This is a genomic window from Okeania sp. SIO2C9, from assembly GCF_010672455.1.
GTDB lineage: Bacteria > Cyanobacteriota > Cyanobacteriia > Cyanobacteriales > Microcoleaceae > Okeania.
This window is the reverse complement of record NZ_JAAHGO010000031.1, coordinates 63,732-82,595: the sequence shown is the minus strand read 5'-3', so window position 1 is coordinate 82,595 and position 18,864 is coordinate 63,732. Positions and strand designations below refer to the sequence as shown.

The following is an 18,864-nucleotide window of genomic DNA, read 5'->3' as shown; positions in this document are numbered from 1 at the left end:
CTAGGTCATGCTGCGCAAACAGCGGTCATCTATCAACTATCAGTTATGAGTTATTAAGTCACTATTTTGACAGCAATTCCCCTATATAACTTAAACAAAAAAAGCTTTTTAAGTCATTAATTGGATATTTTAATAACTCTGTTATAGTGACTTATAACTTCAGAAATCTCCGTTAAAAAAACAACTTCTGACTTCTGACTTCTAACTTCTGACTTCATTAGTAAATCTCCGTTAAAAAAACAACTTCTGACTTCTGACTTCTAACTTCTGACTTCATTATCGTCGCTTCCACCAAATAATTCCACCAATTGTAAACCCTAAAAGTGGCAAAATGACTATTGCCACCCAACTTAAAAATCTAGCTCGTACTAACTTCATTGCAATACGACGATTTGTGTTTTTTCTCGGACTAATAGAAAGAGCTTCTTGTTCTGATTTACCTAACCAAGAAACTGAATTAAGAAAAACATCTTTATTGAGTTGTTGTTGAAACCAACCATTGGTAGCAAATTGAGAATTTCCTAACACTACTAAACGCGCTTCTTCAGATGTATTGTCTGATTTTTCTACTATTTCTGTAGGGTCAAATTCATCTGGTGGTTGACCAGGAAGTGGGGGAATAACTTCTGCTGAAATTATCTCTTTTTGCTCTTCTAACTCTGAAGTAGAAGTTGCCACAGGTTCATTCGGTGGTTGACCAGGAAGTGGAGGAATGGGAGTAAGGTCTAATCCTGTTTCATTACTTTTTTCTACAGTGGAAGAACGAGTAAAAGCGACACCTATTGATAATGGTCCAAGGCGATCGCGACCCTCATTAAACTGTAACTGACCCCTTAAATCTGTTTCGGCCCAACTTTGGTCATTAGTCCAAATTAGAGGACTTTCTACTATTCCATCCACGGTTTCACTTTCTATAGGCCGTGCAAAAGGATACAATGAAATACCATTACTAAAATCATCAGTAATAGGATGTTCTCCATAGCTGCTAACTAATACCACCCAAGGGTCAAGACCTACTAACCGACCAACATTGGGGTCATCTATTGCCAGGCGATCGTCAACTAATACTCCCCACTCCTCAAATAAATTATCTAATTCTGGGTCGGTGCTTGGGTCTAACATGATAAACACACCACCACCTCCATCTAAATATTCTTTTAAAGCGGTAACTTCTGCCTCTAAAAATTCTCTTTGCGGACCGGCAATAATCACAACATCTGCATCTTCGGGTACTTGAGAAATACTTGCCAAGTTTATCGACTCTACTATATATTTTTTATTTTCAAGAGCTTTCAGAGCTTCGGAAAAGCCTCTTTGCCCTTCTTCTAATTCTCTTTCGCCGTGACCTTGAATAAAGTATATTTTTAAGATTCTGCCACCTAGTATTTCTTCTATATTGTTAGTTAGTTTAGATTCTGTTAGTGGTTCTAGTTTTCTACTAATAATAACTTCTTTTCTTTCTCCTGCTTCAAGATGAATTTCTCCTAGCTGTTGAACTCCAAATTCGTTAGCTTTTCCTGGTTGTTCCTGGGGGTCTACTAACTCAAAATTAAATTTACCATTTCCTTGTCTTTGATAGTTTTCTATTAGTTGAGTATATTGAGGATTTTCCCCTCGATCAAATATCCAAAGTTTGACTGGTTGTTCGAGATTTTTTAATACTTCAATTGTTTGAGGTGATAATGTAAATTTTTGGTTTTCAGTGAAGTCTATTCTAGTTTCGTAACGAACTGCTAGAAAGTTAATTAGTGCCAAAATAATCAATACTGAAATAGTAGCAAAAATTGCGTTTGTGCCTGCTTCGGTTGCTCGACCACTCCACCAAGTTGTAGTTGAGTTTTGTTCTACAGAATAAGCCTGATAAAAAATCCACAAACCAATTATTACTGCACCAGTAGTTATTAAACTTAATGGTATTGGTTCCCAAGTTCCGGAGACAAAACCTGCTGATACACCGATAATAGTTAAAATTGGTCCTAGCCAAAATAAATAATTCCAAGTACCTTTGATAATTTTCATATTATCTTTTTTTCAATCTCTAAATTGTTTTGAATAGGAAATCAGGAATAATACCGTTTTACGGAAGTTAAAATTCAAAAGCGAGTGCGTAATTCTGAGGTTTCCTCAGAATGTAAGACGCACTCAAGACAGTTAAAAGTCAAAAGTAATATTTTATAGGCTCAAAACTCTGATGCTACACTAATTTCAAGAAATTATTTCACATCTAAAGTTTGAAACTCTTTGTAACACTACTTTTTTCAAATTAGTATAACACAGAGTAAGCATTCAGCCGTCAGCTATCAGCGCTTCCCTGCGGGATGCTACGCAAACAGCTATTGCTTTTATCTAAAACTAAAAGCTTTACTAATTGAGGCAGAATTCATACTTACTACAAAAACTGGCTGAAACAGTCTATATTCATTTCAACCGCTTCCTTTTGCTGATAGCTGACAGCTAATAGCTGTTTGCGCAGCATGACCTAGGAAATGTTGACAACACAGAAACAATATTATAAATAAATTTAGGGATTTATGCAATGAATTATTTACCGAATAATTAATAATTAAATAATTAAAAAATTCGGGTTAAAAGTCTCCCCTTTCAAGGGGAAAAAAAATAAATTTTTTCCTTATTTGTCAATCCTCTCCCTTTTAGGGAGAGGAAATTATCAATTATCAATTATCCATTAATGAATTATTACCTTTGCTTTTCATTACATATCAGCATCAAGCAAATAAAATGTAAAAATATTCAGTAATTTAGTATAACTCTTATTTTTATTATAGTTTTTTAATTCTCTACTCCTTCCAAAATACCCACTAAAACTGCACCTAAATCTTTTATATCCTCTGGTATTCTAAATAAATTGATATCTTGTGTAATTTGTTGTTCGGCTTTATCTAATTTACCAAAACGCCAGATATCTCCCATTGTTACTGCGCCATATAAAATATTATTTTCTTCGACTTCAGCTAATGCAATTAACTCGGCAGCTAGCTGAGTAAAACCTCTAGTTAAATCGTCATTTTTAGCTTCAATAACTAATAAATTATTCTGAGAACGCAATAAGTAATCCAAATTGCCTTTCAACCAATCGTTGACTTTCAGAGGATATTCAATTCTTAACTGACAATGACAATAATGAACAATTTCCAATAAAATTGGAGAGACTAAAATTTCTCGTCTAGCAGTTTCATTACTTAAATTAACAAAGGGTAAAATATCCTCTAGTTTATTCTGTATTTCTGAGAAACTTTCTAATATTTTTGTTGTTTTTGGCAAAGATAAACGAGATTTAACTAATGAATAATTTAACTCTGCTAAGATTTCATCAGCTTCATAAGGTAAATCAAAGTAAGACCGAAAAGTATAAGATTCATCTTCTTGTAATATTTTTATTTTAGGCATCGCGATACTCCATTAACTAAGTTATCAGTTATCAGTACTTCCTAAAATAGGGAGGCTATTATCTTATTTATTGGTAAGAATAAGAAGACATCCCTTGTAAAGTCTTTTTCATCACATTTATTGTTCGTAACATTATTTTTTCACCTTTGGTATTATACCTAATTTCCCTACTCCCTATTCTCAAAAATTTCTATCCCCACTTTGGATTAATTCTACCTGGTATAGAAATATATAAGGGGATAAGTTGAAAAGATTTTTGTTGTTGAAGTGCATATTTCTGAATTTTTATCCTGATAAATAAGTAGGAGGGCAGAATTAATCTAACATTTTTGGGAGGGTAGGTATAGCTGAGGTCAGAAGTCAGAAGTTATACCAATTTGAAAAAAGAATGCTACAAAAAGGTAGATATCAATAGGATATTCTTAAAAATAGCTACTCCAGTTCATTTTAGATAGTTATTTATATCGTTTTCCCATTTTTTTTAATATTTATCCCTTCTTCCTTCTTCCCTCTTCCTTCTTTCTTACTTCTACCATTTGTAACAAACATTTATCAAATTGGTATTAAAAGTCAGAAGTTAAATTCTTGCTGTGATTAATTTTGAGAGTTTGAGAATGTTCGCCCTAGTAATGGCGGCTGCTACAAAAGGAATAGTCGGTTTAGTAAATACATAAAGCAAGTTAATTACTGCGACTTACACAAATGTTCAGCCTAAATACCCAAACTCTTGATACAACAAAAATCTCAATTAGTTAAAAATTATGCTTTTAGAAGACTTAATTAGTGAAATTATTCACAAGCGCAAAGCTACTGCAGATATTCCTAAAAAATCTGTAGATTATTTTAATTGCCTGGAATTAAAGATAAATAAACTTAAAGATTTACAGGAATCAATTATCAAATTATCGACTACTTCTTCCATGGGAGTTCAACAACTTTATCAAATTTATTTTCAGACAATACTAAACCGAATTGCTCAAGAACGTAAGGTCTGGAAAAATCTCTGGCAAAGACTTAATCGCGACACAATTAATATTGGTGTTGTGGGGTTAGTACGTCAAGGTAAAAGTACCTTTTTACAAAATGTTGCTGGACTAACAGATGAAGAAGATGAAGGAATTATTCCTAGTAGCGATCGCTTGCCTTGTACTACTGTTCAAAGTAATATTTATCATCACGAAGGGGAGACTTTTGCTAAGGTTTATTTTCATTCTGAATCTTCTTTTATTCAGGAGATTATTACGCCTTATTATCAAGAGTTAGGCTTTGAAAATATTCCGAAAAATCTTCATGAGTTTGCTAATTTGCCATTTCCTTCTCAACCAGTTAATCCTCAGCATCCTGCTAAAGCTGAGGCTATTTATGAACATTTACGGCAGGATTATTATGTTCATATAAATAGATATGCTAGTTTATTGCAGTCGAAAAAGCGTTTTATTGAGGTTCCAAAGGATGAAATAAGAGAGTATGTTTCTCAAAGTTATGATGCTAAAAGTAATCCACAGTTTTTCAATCATTTAGCTGTAGAAAAGGTGGAAATTTTTTGCCGTTTTCCTCAAGTAGGAGTGAAAAAATTGGCTTTAGTTGATATGCCTGGTTTGGGAGATACTAGACTGGGCGATACAGAAAGAATGATTAAAGCTTTGGCGGAAGATATTGATTTTATTTTGTTGATTCGGAGACCAGGAAAAAAAGGAACGGGGGATTTTTTACGGAAGGAAGATGTGAATTTATATGATGTAGCTTCTCAAGCTTTGAAGGAGAAACTTCCTTTGAAAGAATGGGTTTTTATGTTACTAAATCAGGATGGGGAAAATGAACAGTTATCTCTGGATTTTGAGAATACTATGCCAAGGAAAGGCATCCATGTTAAACAATGTTTGAAAGCTAATTGCAAAAATTCAGATGCAGCAAATCAAGTTATGGAAAAAGTGCTTGATTATCTGACAACAAATATGAAAAATTTAGACAAACAATATATGTCTGCTGCATCGAAAGATTTGAGGAATTTTCAAAGTTGGATAGAGGAAAAATTGGCAGAAGTAAGGCAGGCGATCGCTGGTTATGGGGATATTGATACTGAATATGTGAAATTGAGAGAACAATTTATGTCTAAACTCTACAACAGTATTGAAGATTTTAGAAAAGAACTACGAGCAGAACTTTCACAATCAAATGAGGAGTTTAAAGCTCAGGTTGATGCAGCAATTAATAGATGTCAAAAGCAAGGAAATATTCCTGATTTTAGGGATATTGAAACGTTGGTAAAGCGGAAAGGAAGTATTTATGGAGCTTATTGCCAAGAAATACACCAAATGCGACCTGGTATATTGAATAATTTCCATGGAATGGAGGATGGTTTGAAAAAGTCTCTCAATCAAACTAAGTCAGAGTTGGCAGATATATTTATCAACTTAGGAATAGGAGGTTTAGTAAAAGCAGAAAATCCAGATTTTTTGGAGGCTTTTGCGAAGTTATTAACTCAAACAAACGACTTGCCAAATTTAGCAAGAGGGTTTCAGTTCATTGCATCTTTTGAAATTATGTACAAAGGTTTTATGCAGTCCTATGTATGGCAAAAAATTAGTGAAGTTTTACCTCCAGATCCGATGAAACCTATTAACACACCAGATAATATAGATAATATTTTGACTAATCTCCAACAGCGCCATCAAAATGCTATTGAAGTGTGTCAAAAAACTTTAGATAAACTAGGGTTATCTGTTAACCGAACAAAAGTTTCAATGGTAGAAGAATTTGCAGACCATATTACTCGTGCTAAAGGAGTGGAACAAGAATGGGATATATTATTAAGTAAAAATCGCAGTCAAATTTGGTCACAATTTCAGGAGTTAGAGGAACAAAAGGAATTACAGAAACAATGGTTTGCTCTAGTAGATGAAGCTTTATCTTATAAAGAGCAACTATTATAAATATTATGGAGGTATTTGGGCGTTCTATTAACATCCATCCATAGTTTTTCTGTACTGTTAAATTAGCGGTAAATTTCGATTCAGATAAAGCTACTTCAGGAGTTAGAAGAACAAAAGGAATTACAGAAACAATGGTTTGCTCTAGTAGATGAAGCTTTATCTTATAAAGAGCAATTATAATAGAAGTATTTTGGCGCTCTATGAACATCCAATTTATTGTTTTTCTGTACTGTCAAATTTGCTGGAAATTTAGATTCAGGTAAAGCTACTTCAGGAGTTAGAGGAACAAAAGGAATTACAGAAACAATGGTTTGCTCTAGTAGATGAAGCTTTATCTTATAAAGAGCAATTATAATAGAAGTATTTTGGCGCTCTATGAACATCCAATTTATTGTTTTTCTGTACTGTTAAATTAGCGGTAAATTTCGATTCAGGTAAAGCTACTTATACACGAGGTTAATTTCGTCTATGTTTAATACAACAGCAAACGAAACTGTCAATGAATCAGTCAATGAACCGAGTTCAAAACTACGACCAATTCCTTCACCAATTCGTTTAGGAATTTGGGGTTTTCAAAGCGCTGGAAAATCTGTTTATATGCTCAGATTATATGAATATTTACTCAATGAAGGGAAAATTCAAATAACTGACGAGGATACAGAAGAATATATTAATAATGGTATAGAACTTTTGGATCGAGGAATATTTGTACCCGCTACAGAAACAGCAGGGGAAAAAAGCAAGTATTCCTACAGGATAAACAATGAGGATGGAAGTAATACTGAATTAACATTTTTCGACTTTTCTGGAAAAACTTTACAAGACCCTTACAATGATTTTTTGCACGAAAATAGTCAAGAGGGTACTGTGGTTGATTATCTCCTTCAATGTCATGGGATTATATTTTTACTAAGTCCGTTACAGGAGGATAAACAGACTAAACCATACCATACTTTACTAATGAAACTATTTAATGCAATGCAAAGGAAAAGTGGTCGAAAACCATTGGAGCAGTATGTCGCTTTTGGCATTACTAAAATAGATCATGCAGAAGTTAATCAAAAGTATCTTGAGAAAAATATAAGTATCCCGAACAGATGTTTCTAGAAATGTTAGGGAAAGGACCAAATGTGAATTTAAAATGGTTAAGCAACTTTTTTCATGTACAAATAGAAAAACCTAAAGATAAGTCTAAGGATAATCCTAGATTAAACATAAATCCTACTCCAGAAAATCGCTGTCAGTTATTTTATATTTCTGGTTTTGGAACCTACAAAGATAGTGATGGTAATGTAAAATCTCCTGTTATTCTCGACGAAGAAGAAAAACAAGAAGAAGAAAAACAAAAAAATACGGCATCAAAATTTGAATTTGAAGAAGATCCTATATTTTCAACATACGAGCAAGACGAGCAAGACGAGCAAGACCCATACGATTTTGGAAAGGAAAATATCAAGACAGAAGACATTAATCCCAACAAATATAAAATTAATACAGAAGCACCTTTCAACCCAATAAATATATTTACTCCTATTGATTGGTTAGTGAGAGGAATTAAGAGTTTTCCCCCAAATATTCCTAATACTTCTTCAGGAGATTCTAATACTTAAAAGCAATTTTAGTTATGGAGATATAACCTCATGTCGCAAGAGTCTAAATTTGACCAGTTTATATATGGTAAGTTTGTTGCAGAAAAGGATAGTGAGTACCGTCTAGTTTCTTGCAGTGAAAATTTAAACAATAATATTTCAGAGCTGGAAGATATACATGAAAAAAATTATTACTTTTGGGGAAGTCAAAGTAGCGACCTTAATCGTAAAGCTGTAGGAATTTGTAGGAATAAGACTTCGATTTTGCCCGAAAAAAAAATTCTACTTATTCAAGCTGCTCCTGCTTTTAATAAAGATAAAGGTATCTTTTCGAGAGGTGGCAGTCGCTCATTTTTCCAGCATCGTTATATTTTTGTATCTGAGGCAGAAATAGTTGGATTTAAAAATAAAATTTGTAGGTTGTTGGGATATCTAGGTAATATGTCAATACCAACCTTCAGTAGTCTTAATCAACTTGATGATTCTGAGCAAAAATCTTGGCTTTTGGGTCCGGAAGATTTTGAGTCTTTACTAGCAAAAGAAACTACAGATAAAAAAATAAGGGAGACCATAGAAAAGGTATGGAAAAAACTTAAAAATTCTGAGCAAAAGATTTTGCTTCAAGCACTAGATGTAATTTTGAATGGTAAAAGATTACTACTTACTGACCAAAGCAAAAAAAATACACGATCGCCATTATTACTTCTAGATAATCTTTTGCTTTTCCTACCTACTAATGAGCGTCACAAAATATCTTTAGCTATAGGTTCGGTTGACCCTGAATACTGCAAGTGGGCACAAATAATAGTTAAGTTAGATGGTTCTTCAATAGGTTCTTTACCTGAAAATATGGTGTGGTTAGATTTTAGTAAAGAGGAGTTTGATAAAGAGGAATATCTAGACCACGAATATGTGAAATCTTTTATTTATCCGAACAAGGATCAATCTGAAAATTTAATTACTATATGCGAGTACCTTGACAAGACTACTAAGGATGATTCTGATAATTTAACTTGGGAATTTCAGGAAGTAGATGGTTGGTTGAAGTTAAATCATTCATCACTAGATTTTATTTTTAAGTACCCAGTAGAGGAACGAGACAAAATTGAAATTTTGGGTAAGTACATTCCTCGAATGGAAGAGAAGGTGCAAAGTTTTCTGGATAAGTTTGGAGAAAATTCATCGACTCCAGATAGTGAAGATTTAAAACTTTTAGAGCTGTTATGGAAAGCATTGCCAATTTCTGAAAATAATGGAAGCTTAACGAAGACTATGTTATGTACAATCTATCGTTTTTTGCCAGATAAATTTTTAGATATAGTCAAAGCAGATAATAAGTTTTTTGATTCTTTAGAAATTCTCAGAGAAAATCAGTTTATAGAATTTTTTGTGGATGAAAATCTCAGGGATGATATTTTACAGGCATTACAAAATGCTTGTTTAAAACTGATAGAAAAAAATTCTCAAGGAAGCATTGAAGATTTGTATAACAAGTCTGGAGGTAGAAACACTCCATTACAGACAAAGTATCTACCACCTCCGCAACCCTCTACAAAAAATTATCCAGAACTGGAAGAACTAATAATATGTTGTGAAAAAATATTTCTTTCTGAAAAAGAGAAATTCCAACTATGGGATTTAGCATTAGTTGGAGAAATTACGAGTAGTGATTTTAAAAGATTGTTTATCGAACGACTTTTTCCTAATTTTCCTGTTCTAGATAGAGAAACTTTTGAAAAAAGTAATTTAAAGAAATTTTGGCAGAAAAATTTTACTGATACACTAGATTCTCTAGATTTCTTATTGGAAAAAGAGAAGGGTATTTCCCATGTTCCTAAGATTGCTAATGTTTTAGAACTTAGCAACGATCAAGCTAGTAAACTTTATATGACTTGTCTAACATCTGACTCAGCAACTTATGAACAAGGTTTGCTACTATTGGAATCTGCCATTAAAAAGAGTGTCAGTTTTCCAAAAAAGGAAGTGAAGTTTCAAGCACATGATTTTATGGCAGTTTATAAATGCTTTACAAACAAATTTACGGATAGGTTGTCAGGCAAATTTTCAGATAATTCTTCAGACAAAGTGGAATTGCTTTCAATCTTAAAAGACGAATTAACTATAGATAATAATTCTAATTACTGGATAAGTTGGGAAAAACTTTCAGAAGTTCTTTACAGGGACGATATAAAAGGACGAATGGTTTTTCTGGATAAGACTATAGGAGAAGCTTTTCCTGTTGAGATGCTAAAAGGATGGCTCAAATTATCGAATACTCCCCCGGAAAGTAATGATGTAGAGTACATATTTTTAAAGAGTAACTCTTGGTTATTTATAGATAATAAAACACTGAGAAATATGCGACAAGACCTAATAGGTACTTACGATAAATATGTAGGCAAGTTTATTCAGTGGGCAAATCAACAGGAGCGTTTGGAGTTAATTAGTGGAGAACTGATAGAGTACATCACTGAAATCTGGAGTCGGCAAAAATCAATTGATGAAAATTTGTGGAATTTGTTGACATCTGAAGTTGTATTATCAAAGTTGAGCAATAAAGACTGTCTGAAGTTAATAGATGTTCACTGGCGTTTAAGTGCAGATTTATTCTCATTATCGTTAACCGATTTTTATGAAAGAGTAGAAAAATTTTCTCAGGAAGAAAAAGAGTCTTTAATGAAATGTGCAAAAGAAATAGTCAGTCAGTTTAAAGACCTTCAAAGTCTGAAAAATTTTATTAAAAAATGTTGGCTTTTCTACCATAATTCAGAGCTAATAGAAATTATGCGTTACGTCGATAAGAATGTTAGGAGTGAGATTTCCTATGATGAGGTAATACGTTGAGGAATATCTTAAATATCCTACACAGAATTAACTGAACTCAGAAGTCATAAGTTAGAAGTCAGAAGTTATTTTTGTAACGGCGATTTTGAGCAACTCTCCAAAAATATTTCGCCTTAAAAGGCGGGGTTTTAAACCCAATTATTTTGATAAATTTCTACCTTTAACTTTATATTATGGAATGAATCTGCAATTTTTGAAACTACCATAAGTCAATGAAAACCTAGTTAAATGAATAGATTAACAGAGGAGTTTAAATTCAACAAGTATAAAAACAAATATAAAATTGATACAAAAACAAATTTCAACCCAATAAATATGCATTCACCTGTTGAATGGCTAATACAAGGAATTAAGGAATATCCACCAAATATTTCTGATAATTATTCTGCCAATTTCAATACTTAAATGCAATTTTAGTTACAGAGATACATATCATGTCCCAAGCATCTAAATTTGACCAGTTTATCTACGGTAAGTTTGTAGGAAAAGAGAAATTCCAACTATGGGATTTAGCATTAGTTGGAGAAATTACGAGTAGTGATTTTAAAAGATTGTTTATCGAACGACTTTTTCCTAAATTTCCTGTTCTAGATAGAGAAACTTTTGAACAAAGTAATTTAAAGCAATATTGGCAGAAAAATTTTCCTGATACACTCGGTTCTCTAAATTTCTATTTATTGGAAAAAGAGAAAGGTATTTTCCATGTTCCTGAGATTGCTAATGATTTAAAACTTGATAATGATGGAGCTAGTAAACTTTATGTGACTTGTCTAACATCTCAGTCACCAACTTATGAACAAAGCTTACCATTATTGGAATCTGCCATTGAAAAGAGCGTCAGTTTTACAGGAGAGAGAGTGAAGTTTCAGACAGATAATTTTATAGGAGTTTATAAATGGTTTAATTCCCAGTATTTTCAAGATAAATCTCCAAACACATCTGCGAATGAGTCTCCAGACAAATTTTCAGATAAATCTTCAGAAAGCGAAGTTCCAGATAGTAGTTTGCAAGATTCTCCAGATAAATCTTCAGATAAATCTCCAAACAAATTTACGGATGAGTCTCCAGACAAATTTTCAGATAAATCTTCAGAAAGCGAAATTTCAGATAGTAGCTTCCCAGATTCTCCAAATAAATCTCCAGACAAACCAGATAACTCTCCAGAGAAAGTTGAATTATTTTTAACCTTCAACGAAATTCCAGATAGTAGCTTCCCAGATTCTCCAAATAAATCTTCAGACAAACCAGATAACTCTCCAGACAAATTTTCATATCAATCTCCAGACAAACCAGATAAGTCTCCAGAGAAAGTTGAATTATTTTCAATATTAAGCAAGTTAGTTATAGATAGTAATTCTAATCGCTGGATAAATTGGGAAAAACTTTCAGCAGTTCTTTACAAGGATGATATAAAAGGAACGATTTTTCTAGATAAGACTATAGGAAAAGCTTTTCCTGTTCAAATGCTAGAAACATGGCTAAAATTATTGGATACTCACTCGGAAAGTGAAAAGCTAAAAGCAGAATTTTTGGTTAGTAAAGCTTGGCTATTGCTGAATCGTAAAACATTGAAAAAAATGCGAGAACATCTAACAGGTACTTACCAAAAATATGTAGGCAAATTTATTCAGTGGGCAAATGAACAGGAACATTTAGATTTAAGTAATGATACTCCTGTCGAGTTAATTAGTGGAGAACTGATAGAGTACACCACTGAAATCTGGATTCAGCAAAAATCAATCGATCAAAAACTATGGAACTTTTTAAAGTCGGAAGGAATATTACCAAAGTTGAGCGATAAAGACTGTCTGAATTTAATAGATGTTCACTGGCGTTTAAGTGCAGATTTATTGTCATTATCATTAACCAATTTGTATAAGAGAGCAGAAAAATTTTCTCAGGAAGAAAAAGAGTCTTTGATGAATAGTGCAAAAGAAATAGTTAGTCAGTTTAAAGACCGTCAAAATCTGAAATACTTTATTGATAAATGCAAGCTTTTATACAATAATTCAGACCTGTTAGAAATTATGCGTTACGCCGATAATAATCTTAAGAGCGAGCTATCATATAATGATGTAATGCCTTGAAAAATATCTTAAATATTTACAGAGAAATAAAACTAAAACTTGAACTTTATATTCTGGAGTTAATCTACCATTTTTGAAACTACTATAAGTCAATGAAAACCTAGTTAAATGAATAGATTATTTGTGTTATGAACAATCAAGAAAATGGATTCTGGGAATGCAGCGGAGATGAAAATAATCGCCATATCCTACTAATAATGTCGCCAGACGAAAATGAGTGTCGTGCACCTGGATGTAGCAGAAAAAAACCTCGCCCAAAAACTCGAATAAAGCCACCAAAACCAGAACCAGATGGTACAAAAAATGGTTCTTACTCGACAAATAATAATGGAAATAATGGAAATAATCCCAGCAATATACCAACTGATAAAAGAGACAATAAAATAAACACCGAGCCAAAACCCAAACGGGATATTAAACTGCTCATAGCGTTGACTATCCTTAATATTGGCAGTGGGTTTACAACTATGCGTGGAGCAGCACAAATTTTGCCTCGAATTGTAGGTTGGTCTAGTGGTGCTGCTATTCAAGCATTATTATTTCTTTTAACTTCAGGTTCCACTCTCAAACACGATCCTTTCTCAAAATGGATGGCTGTAGGTGCTTTTTCTATACTTAGTGTTTATACCAGTTTCTTTGCTTATTATGATTATTTAGTAGTAGAAACACGAGAAAAAGATGGCTTTAATCGAGCTATATCTGCTCATCAAAATTTAGTTAGAGAAATTTTTACTCCTATTGAAGAAAAAGCTCAACAATTAGAAAATGAAATTAAGAGCAAAGATGCAGAAATAGAACGTGAATTAAAGGGAGAAGGATTGACGGGAATAGTAGGTGATGGACCCAGGGTTGAACAACTAAGGAGAGAAAAAGACAAACTCCTAATTAGGTTCGATCAAGTTAAACCAGTAGCTAATGAATTAAGACCTTTATTTGATTATGATTTAGAAGGAAAAGAACCACAGGAAATTTTTAATGCAGACCGTAAAGCTTTAGCTCAAGTCAAACCAAAATGCTTACCGACAGAACCAGAATTTGTTTGTTTGCCAGAAAAATATAATGGTAGTTTAGACCCCCTAAATCCCAAATACAAAAAACTCCAAGAAAAGTATTTTGATAAGGAAGATAGAATCAGATTTATTGCACCTTTTCAAAAAATTAAAAATGGTGAAGAAGCTGCTATTGCAGCAGCTTTTTTCGCTCTACTTGTTGATGGTGTTATTATTTTCTTAGGAACAAAAATTGAAATTCCTCCCCCCCGCAAACCTGAAAAATTTTCTAAAACAATAACTTTACGGATAAAAGGAACAGGAACAGAATTTTTGGATAAATTATTAGAAGCCATTGATAATATGTCTGGACAGAGCTACCAGGAACTGTTTATTAATCAGGAACTACTTAAAGAAAATCAAACACAATACCAGAAGTTACTTCAAAGTCTCTCCAACGAAACAACATGGATAGAAAAAAATGAGAAAAAACAATGGGTTATATATGATGAAAAAAAATTTACAGATTGGGTTATCAAGGAAGGCGAAAGGCTAATCAAAAACGAAGATCAAAATAATAGTAATACTAAATCATCGAATATTGTTACATTTTATTTGCCTGATGATGATATCACTGAATGACAAAGAAGCTGAAAGATCAAGCAATTTATTACTTAATGAAGTAGATATATTTATGGTTTTAAAGAACAGTAGGGACGTTGCATGCAACGTCCCTACATATACTTGAAATATACTGTATATCATGCCCGGATAATTAGGGATAAAAAAACCTTCTCCCTTATGAATCTTTCTTTCCCTTCTTCCTTCTTCCCTCTTCCTTCTTCCTTCCTAATTAAGACCGCTGAAACCGTAAAGCATCAATTGATTGAGCTGTTAAAAATACTCCCAAAACAATATAACTCAACAACATAATTATACTGCTAGTATCCACAAGTCCCTGAATAATATTAGTATAATGTGTCAGCATTGATAAATGTCTTAATGCCTCTGCTAAAGGACCACTAACATTATTTGCTACTACATCAATTACCCACAAAAATAATACTAAAGCAAAGGTAAGAATGGCAGACAAAATTGTACTATCCGTCAAAGAAGAAATAAACATTCCTAATGATAATACTGCTCCAGCTAGTAAAATTAAACCTCCATGTCCCAACAAAAGTAAAACTGGCGAAACAGGTGGTTCAGCAGCACTAATAGCAATAGCTTCCAAGCCTAATAATGGCAATACCATAGAAGTATAAAATGTTAATACAGCTAATAATTTTCCTGTTGCTACTGCCCAGTTAGTTATAGGTGAGGTTGCTAATAATTCTAAAGTTCCTCGCTTTCTTTCCTCCGCATATAAACTCATAGATAACATCGGCAGTAAAAACAAAGAAAGAGAACCCATAATACCCAGATAAGCCTTCAAAAATTCGTATGGTGCATCCACTGGCGGTTCAGTAATTCCTAATTGGTCTCTAGTAGCAATTTGTTGAATAATTCCATCCGGTCCTAATAAAATAGCAACTAAAAAATATCCTGCCAATAGCCAAAATATTCCTGTAATTGCATAAGCTAATGGTGATGCAAAATATCCCTGTAATTCTTTTCGATAAATTGCCAAAATATTGCTAATTACTACTAGCATTGCTTAATTTCCTTGTAAATTATCTTCATTTACCTTGATCGGGAGTCAAATTCTCAGTTAAATATTAAGCATAAATATTTACTGAATCCTTGACTCCTATTGACGTAAGCATTTCCTGCGGAATGCTGCGCAAACAGCTATTAGCTGTCAGTTATCAGCAATAATATCCTCTCCTTAAAGACAGTGTTTAAATTAATATAGACTTTAATGGCAAAGGAGCCAACTTTTGTAGTAAGAGAATTAATAAAGCTTTTATCTTAAACTAAAAGCAATAGCTGATAGCTGATTGCTGACAGCTGAATACTTACCTATTGACAACTATAATTTTATTCCTATTTCTTACTTTTGACTTTTGACTTTTGACTTTTGACTTAATTTTGTGGTGGGGAATTTGGGTTTCAAGCATCTGTTTCTGTCACATCTTGCCAAGGATCGGGAAGAAGATTTTGATTTTTCTGAAGTTCAATATTTCGGTCATTATTAACTTTATCTATGACAGAATTTGCCGATGCTTCAATTGATGAATTTTGAGAAGTTTCACCTGTAGTTAACCCTAAGAAAACATCTTCTAAACTAGCACGAGTTCGGCGCAACTCGCATAAATTCAAACCATTTGTAACTATAGTATTAGCAATTTCTTTTCCTGGGTCCATATCTGGTTGAGATTTTATTTGTATTCTGAAGCGACTTTCATTATCTGACTTAACTTTTTCTAGAGATTGAACCCCCGGAACTTCAGCTAACAATTTTAATCCTGTTTCCATTGCCCGATTTTCTCCCTCAATTTCTACTTCATATCCCCACCCACTTGCTGATTTATTACTCATTTCTTCAGGACTACCTGTAGCGACAATTTCACCATAATTAATAATCGTCACTCGATTACAAGTCATACTAACTTCCGGCAAAATATGAGTAGATAAAATAATTGTATGGTCATTAGCAAGACTCTTAATCAAATTCCTAACTTCAATAATTTGTCTAGGGTCAAGACCAACAGTAGGTTCATCTAATATAATTACTTGCGGATCGTGTACCAAAGCTTGAGCAATACCAACCCTTTGTTTATACCCTTTCGATAACTTTCTAATCAAAACTTTCTGCTTATCTAATAATCCACATCTCTTCATTGCCAACTTAACTCTAGCAGAGCGATCGCCCGCAGGAACTCGTTTAATTCTTGTGACAAAAAATAAAAAACTTTCCACTGTCATTTCTGGATACAATGGCGGAATTTCTGGTAAATAACCAATCAATTGTCGTACTGCCATAGAATCTTCATGGACATCATAACCAGCAATTTTAGCCGTGCCACTCGTAGCAGGCAAATATCCAGCTAATATCCGCATTGTTGTAGTTTTTCCTGCACCATTAGGACCTAAAAATCCCAATATTTCTCCTTGTTGTACAGCAAAGGATACCTCCTTAATTGCTGAGGTTGAACCATAAATTTTGCTTAACTTCTCAACTTCAATCATTATGACCTTAAATAAGCGATTAAGTGTGACATACTCTCACACTATAGCGCCAGCTTAGTGTGAGCTTCTCGTTTCGTAGCCCTGCCATTGCATCGGGCAAGCGCGTGCTTTAAGGACGGAATGCCCTGCCGCCCTATTTTTTATATTTATCGCTGCATTTCCTACGGAATGCTACGCAAATGCTACGCAAACAAGTCGCGGTCTATTACAATACCGCAATGGGGACAAGAATGAGTTCGTATGTTTAATTCTTTGGGGACTTTTTCACCACAATTTGAGCAATCTTGGCTAGTATTTTTGGGGTTCACTACTATAGTTTTCACCTCCAGCATTTCCGGCTTTGACAGTTAAAATAGTTAGAAATTGTCCCCATCAAACATCGTTAATTGATCTACTCAAACGAGTCTTTGCTAGCCCTTTTTATTTAAGTTTGCCTCCGGCACGCCGCTCCGCGTCTACATGGGCGATAACTTCTGCTTTTGATAACAATTCATTGGCTGTTTTCAAATGAAAATCTTTACGTCGATCAGCTACCTTTTTATGTTGTTTAGCTACAGCTTTAACAGCCTTGAGCCTCCTTTTACTTCCTTTTTTTCTTTCGAGATAAACGTTTTTGCAAAGTCTTTAATCGCTTCTGAGATTTTCGATAGTATTGAGGGATGGGGACAGATTCTCCTTTACTTGTTACTAAGAATTCCTTCAACCCCATATCAATTCCCAGAGTGTTTTTTAATGTAGGTTCCACTTCACTTGTCGAAGCTGGAACTGATTTGTCTTCTAGGGATAAAGTCATTTCAGTTATCAGTTATCAGTACCTCTGCCTGAAGTAAAGTGAATTGAAATATTAAACTTTATTTTCTCTTGGTCTATTGGAGGACAGCGCAGGTTTCCTCGCCATCCCTCTACCGCTTTTTCATTCCCTTGAAAGGGGAGGCTACCCTCCTGATTTTTTGGTCACATAATAACTATCAGCTTTACGACTAATAGTCACAGTTTTTATTATAAACCCTTCTGGTATTTGACGATGCTGAATTAACTTTACCTTTGCAATTTTGGGCAAATTAATTTGATTTTCTTCAATGCAGTAAAGTTTTATTTGAGGATCAGTAAAACTGCGATAACGCCCTTTTCCTTTACCAAAAAATCGTGGGTATGCGCCTTCCCTTTTAAGGGGATGAAAAAAAGAGGATTCCGTATTTTCGTAGCCTCCTTATTGCATGAAGTACTGATAACTGATAACTGAAATGACACCTTGGTTTTCCTAATTTATGTCCATTTTTGTCTGCTTTCAACCATCTATCAAAGGCAAGTTTTACCCGTTTTATGCAATCCTGTAAAACCTGAGAATGAATGAGCTTGTACTCAGGAAACTTGTCCTTGGTATTGACCAAATCTTTTTTTTGAGAGTAATAATCTGGGTGATCTCTGAGTTGAGGAATTGGCATGCACCTTGGGGCAGGCGTTAACCGGACAGCGATTTTCTGACCACCACGAGAACCGCTCGCCTAACGGATAGTTGTACTGCCGACGCAACAATTCCAACCACAATTCTATGGTGGCTATTTGATATGAGTTGGGCCTTAATTTATATTGGTAAGCGGTTCGCATGGTGGAAAGTTTCCGGGATTATAGCAAGATAATAGTACAAGTTTTTCAACCAGGGCAAAAGCTTCTGCTGGGATAGCATGCAAATTTAATGGGCATCGAACCTATTCAATTTGCCGCCGATTCATCTGGTCGCCAAATCAAAGATTATGGCGTGAGGCTTCTCGGCGATTCAGCTAAATTTTTAATGCTAAACTATTTGTATGTGGATTGCTCCAAATCTTGGGAAAAGATATAACTTTGCTAACTAACTATAAATCCGATCAAATCATAATTT

15 protein-coding genes are annotated in these 18,864 nt (G+C 33.8%); 7 read left to right on the top strand and 8 right to left on the bottom strand.

Annotation, left to right across the window (positions count from 1 at the left end):
• Positions 1–276: 276 nt before the first annotated feature.
• Positions 277–2,019, bottom strand: a complete 1,743-nt coding sequence (locus F6K23_RS22570; RefSeq protein WP_293160009.1) for a Gldg family protein — start codon at positions 2,017–2,019, stop codon at positions 277–279.
• A gap of 771 nt (positions 2,020–2,790) precedes the next feature.
• Complete coding sequence (locus F6K23_RS22565; RefSeq protein ID WP_293160007.1) at positions 2,791–3,408, bottom strand: hypothetical protein; 618 nt, start codon at positions 3,406–3,408, stop codon at positions 2,791–2,793.
• Between the two features lie 761 nt (positions 3,409–4,169).
• Between F6K23_RS22565 and F6K23_RS22560 the strand changes: the two genes are divergently transcribed.
• Positions 4,170–6,341, top strand: a complete 2,172-nt coding sequence (locus F6K23_RS22560) for a dynamin family protein (RefSeq protein WP_293160005.1) — start codon at positions 4,170–4,172, stop codon at positions 6,339–6,341.
• A 161-nt stretch (positions 6,342–6,502) separates the two neighbouring features.
• Here F6K23_RS22560 and F6K23_RS22555 read toward each other — a convergent pair whose 3' ends face one another.
• The gene (locus F6K23_RS22555) at positions 6,503–6,724 is read right to left on the bottom strand and encodes a hypothetical protein (RefSeq protein ID WP_293160003.1); all 222 of its coding nucleotides are present in this window, start codon (positions 6,722–6,724) and stop codon (positions 6,503–6,505) included.
• Positions 6,725–6,809: 85 nt separating this feature from the next.
• Here F6K23_RS22555 and F6K23_RS22550 point away from each other — a divergent pair, with 85 nt between their 5' ends.
• The 6 genes from F6K23_RS22550 (at position 6,810) to F6K23_RS22525 (ending at position 14,492) form a co-directional block, all read left to right on the top strand.
• Positions 6,810–7,448 (top strand): hypothetical protein, encoded by a 639-nt coding sequence (locus F6K23_RS22550; protein ID WP_293160001.1) that lies wholly within the window; start codon positions 6,810–6,812, stop codon positions 7,446–7,448.
• Positions 7,449–7,471: 23 nt separating this feature from the next.
• Positions 7,472–7,951: a hypothetical protein gene (locus F6K23_RS22545; protein ID WP_293159999.1), complete on the top strand. Its 480-nt coding sequence runs from the start codon at positions 7,472–7,474 to the stop codon at positions 7,949–7,951.
• A gap of 30 nt (positions 7,952–7,981) precedes the next feature.
• Positions 7,982–10,774, top strand: coding sequence for a hypothetical protein (locus tag F6K23_RS22540; RefSeq protein WP_293159997.1), 2,793 nt, complete (start codon positions 7,982–7,984; stop codon positions 10,772–10,774).
• 228 nt (positions 10,775–11,002) lie between these two features.
• Positions 11,003–11,179 carry a hypothetical protein gene (locus F6K23_RS22535; protein WP_293159995.1) on the top strand — a complete coding sequence of 59 codons (177 nt, stop codon included), beginning with the start codon at positions 11,003–11,005 and terminating at the stop codon, positions 11,177–11,179.
• Between the two features lie 29 nt (positions 11,180–11,208).
• Entirely contained in the window at positions 11,209–12,861 is a 1,653-nt protein-coding gene (locus F6K23_RS22530) for a hypothetical protein (protein ID WP_293159993.1), read from the top strand.
• A 128-nt stretch (positions 12,862–12,989) separates the two neighbouring features.
• A complete protein-coding gene (locus F6K23_RS22525; protein WP_293159991.1) occupies positions 12,990–14,492 on the top strand; it encodes a hypothetical protein in 1,503 nt (500 codons plus the stop codon).
• A 211-nt stretch (positions 14,493–14,703) separates the two neighbouring features.
• On the opposite strand, the gene F6K23_RS22520 is transcribed toward F6K23_RS22525, so the two are convergent.
• The 5 genes from F6K23_RS22520 to F6K23_RS22500 all read right to left on the bottom strand — a co-directional run bounded on the left by F6K23_RS22520 (position 14,704) and on the right by F6K23_RS22500 (position 18,590).
• Complete coding sequence (locus F6K23_RS22520) at positions 14,704–15,504, bottom strand: ABC transporter permease (RefSeq protein WP_293159989.1); 801 nt, start codon at positions 15,502–15,504, stop codon at positions 14,704–14,706.
• Between the two features lie 398 nt (positions 15,505–15,902).
• A complete protein-coding gene (locus tag F6K23_RS22515; protein ID WP_293159988.1) occupies positions 15,903–16,982 on the bottom strand; it encodes an ABC transporter ATP-binding protein in 1,080 nt (359 codons plus the stop codon).
• A gap of 182 nt (positions 16,983–17,164) precedes the next feature.
• Positions 17,165–17,305: a zinc ribbon domain-containing protein gene (locus tag F6K23_RS42005; RefSeq protein ID WP_367267777.1), complete on the bottom strand. Its 141-nt coding sequence runs from the start codon at positions 17,303–17,305 to the stop codon at positions 17,165–17,167.
• 257 nt (positions 17,306–17,562) lie between these two features.
• Entirely contained in the window at positions 17,563–17,775 is a 213-nt protein-coding gene (locus F6K23_RS42000; protein WP_367267776.1) for a transposase, read from the bottom strand.
• A gap of 569 nt (positions 17,776–18,344) precedes the next feature.
• Positions 18,345–18,590, bottom strand: a complete 246-nt coding sequence (locus tag F6K23_RS22500; protein ID WP_367267775.1) for a helix-turn-helix domain-containing protein — start codon at positions 18,588–18,590, stop codon at positions 18,345–18,347.
• Between the last annotated feature and the right edge of the window lie 274 nt (positions 18,591–18,864).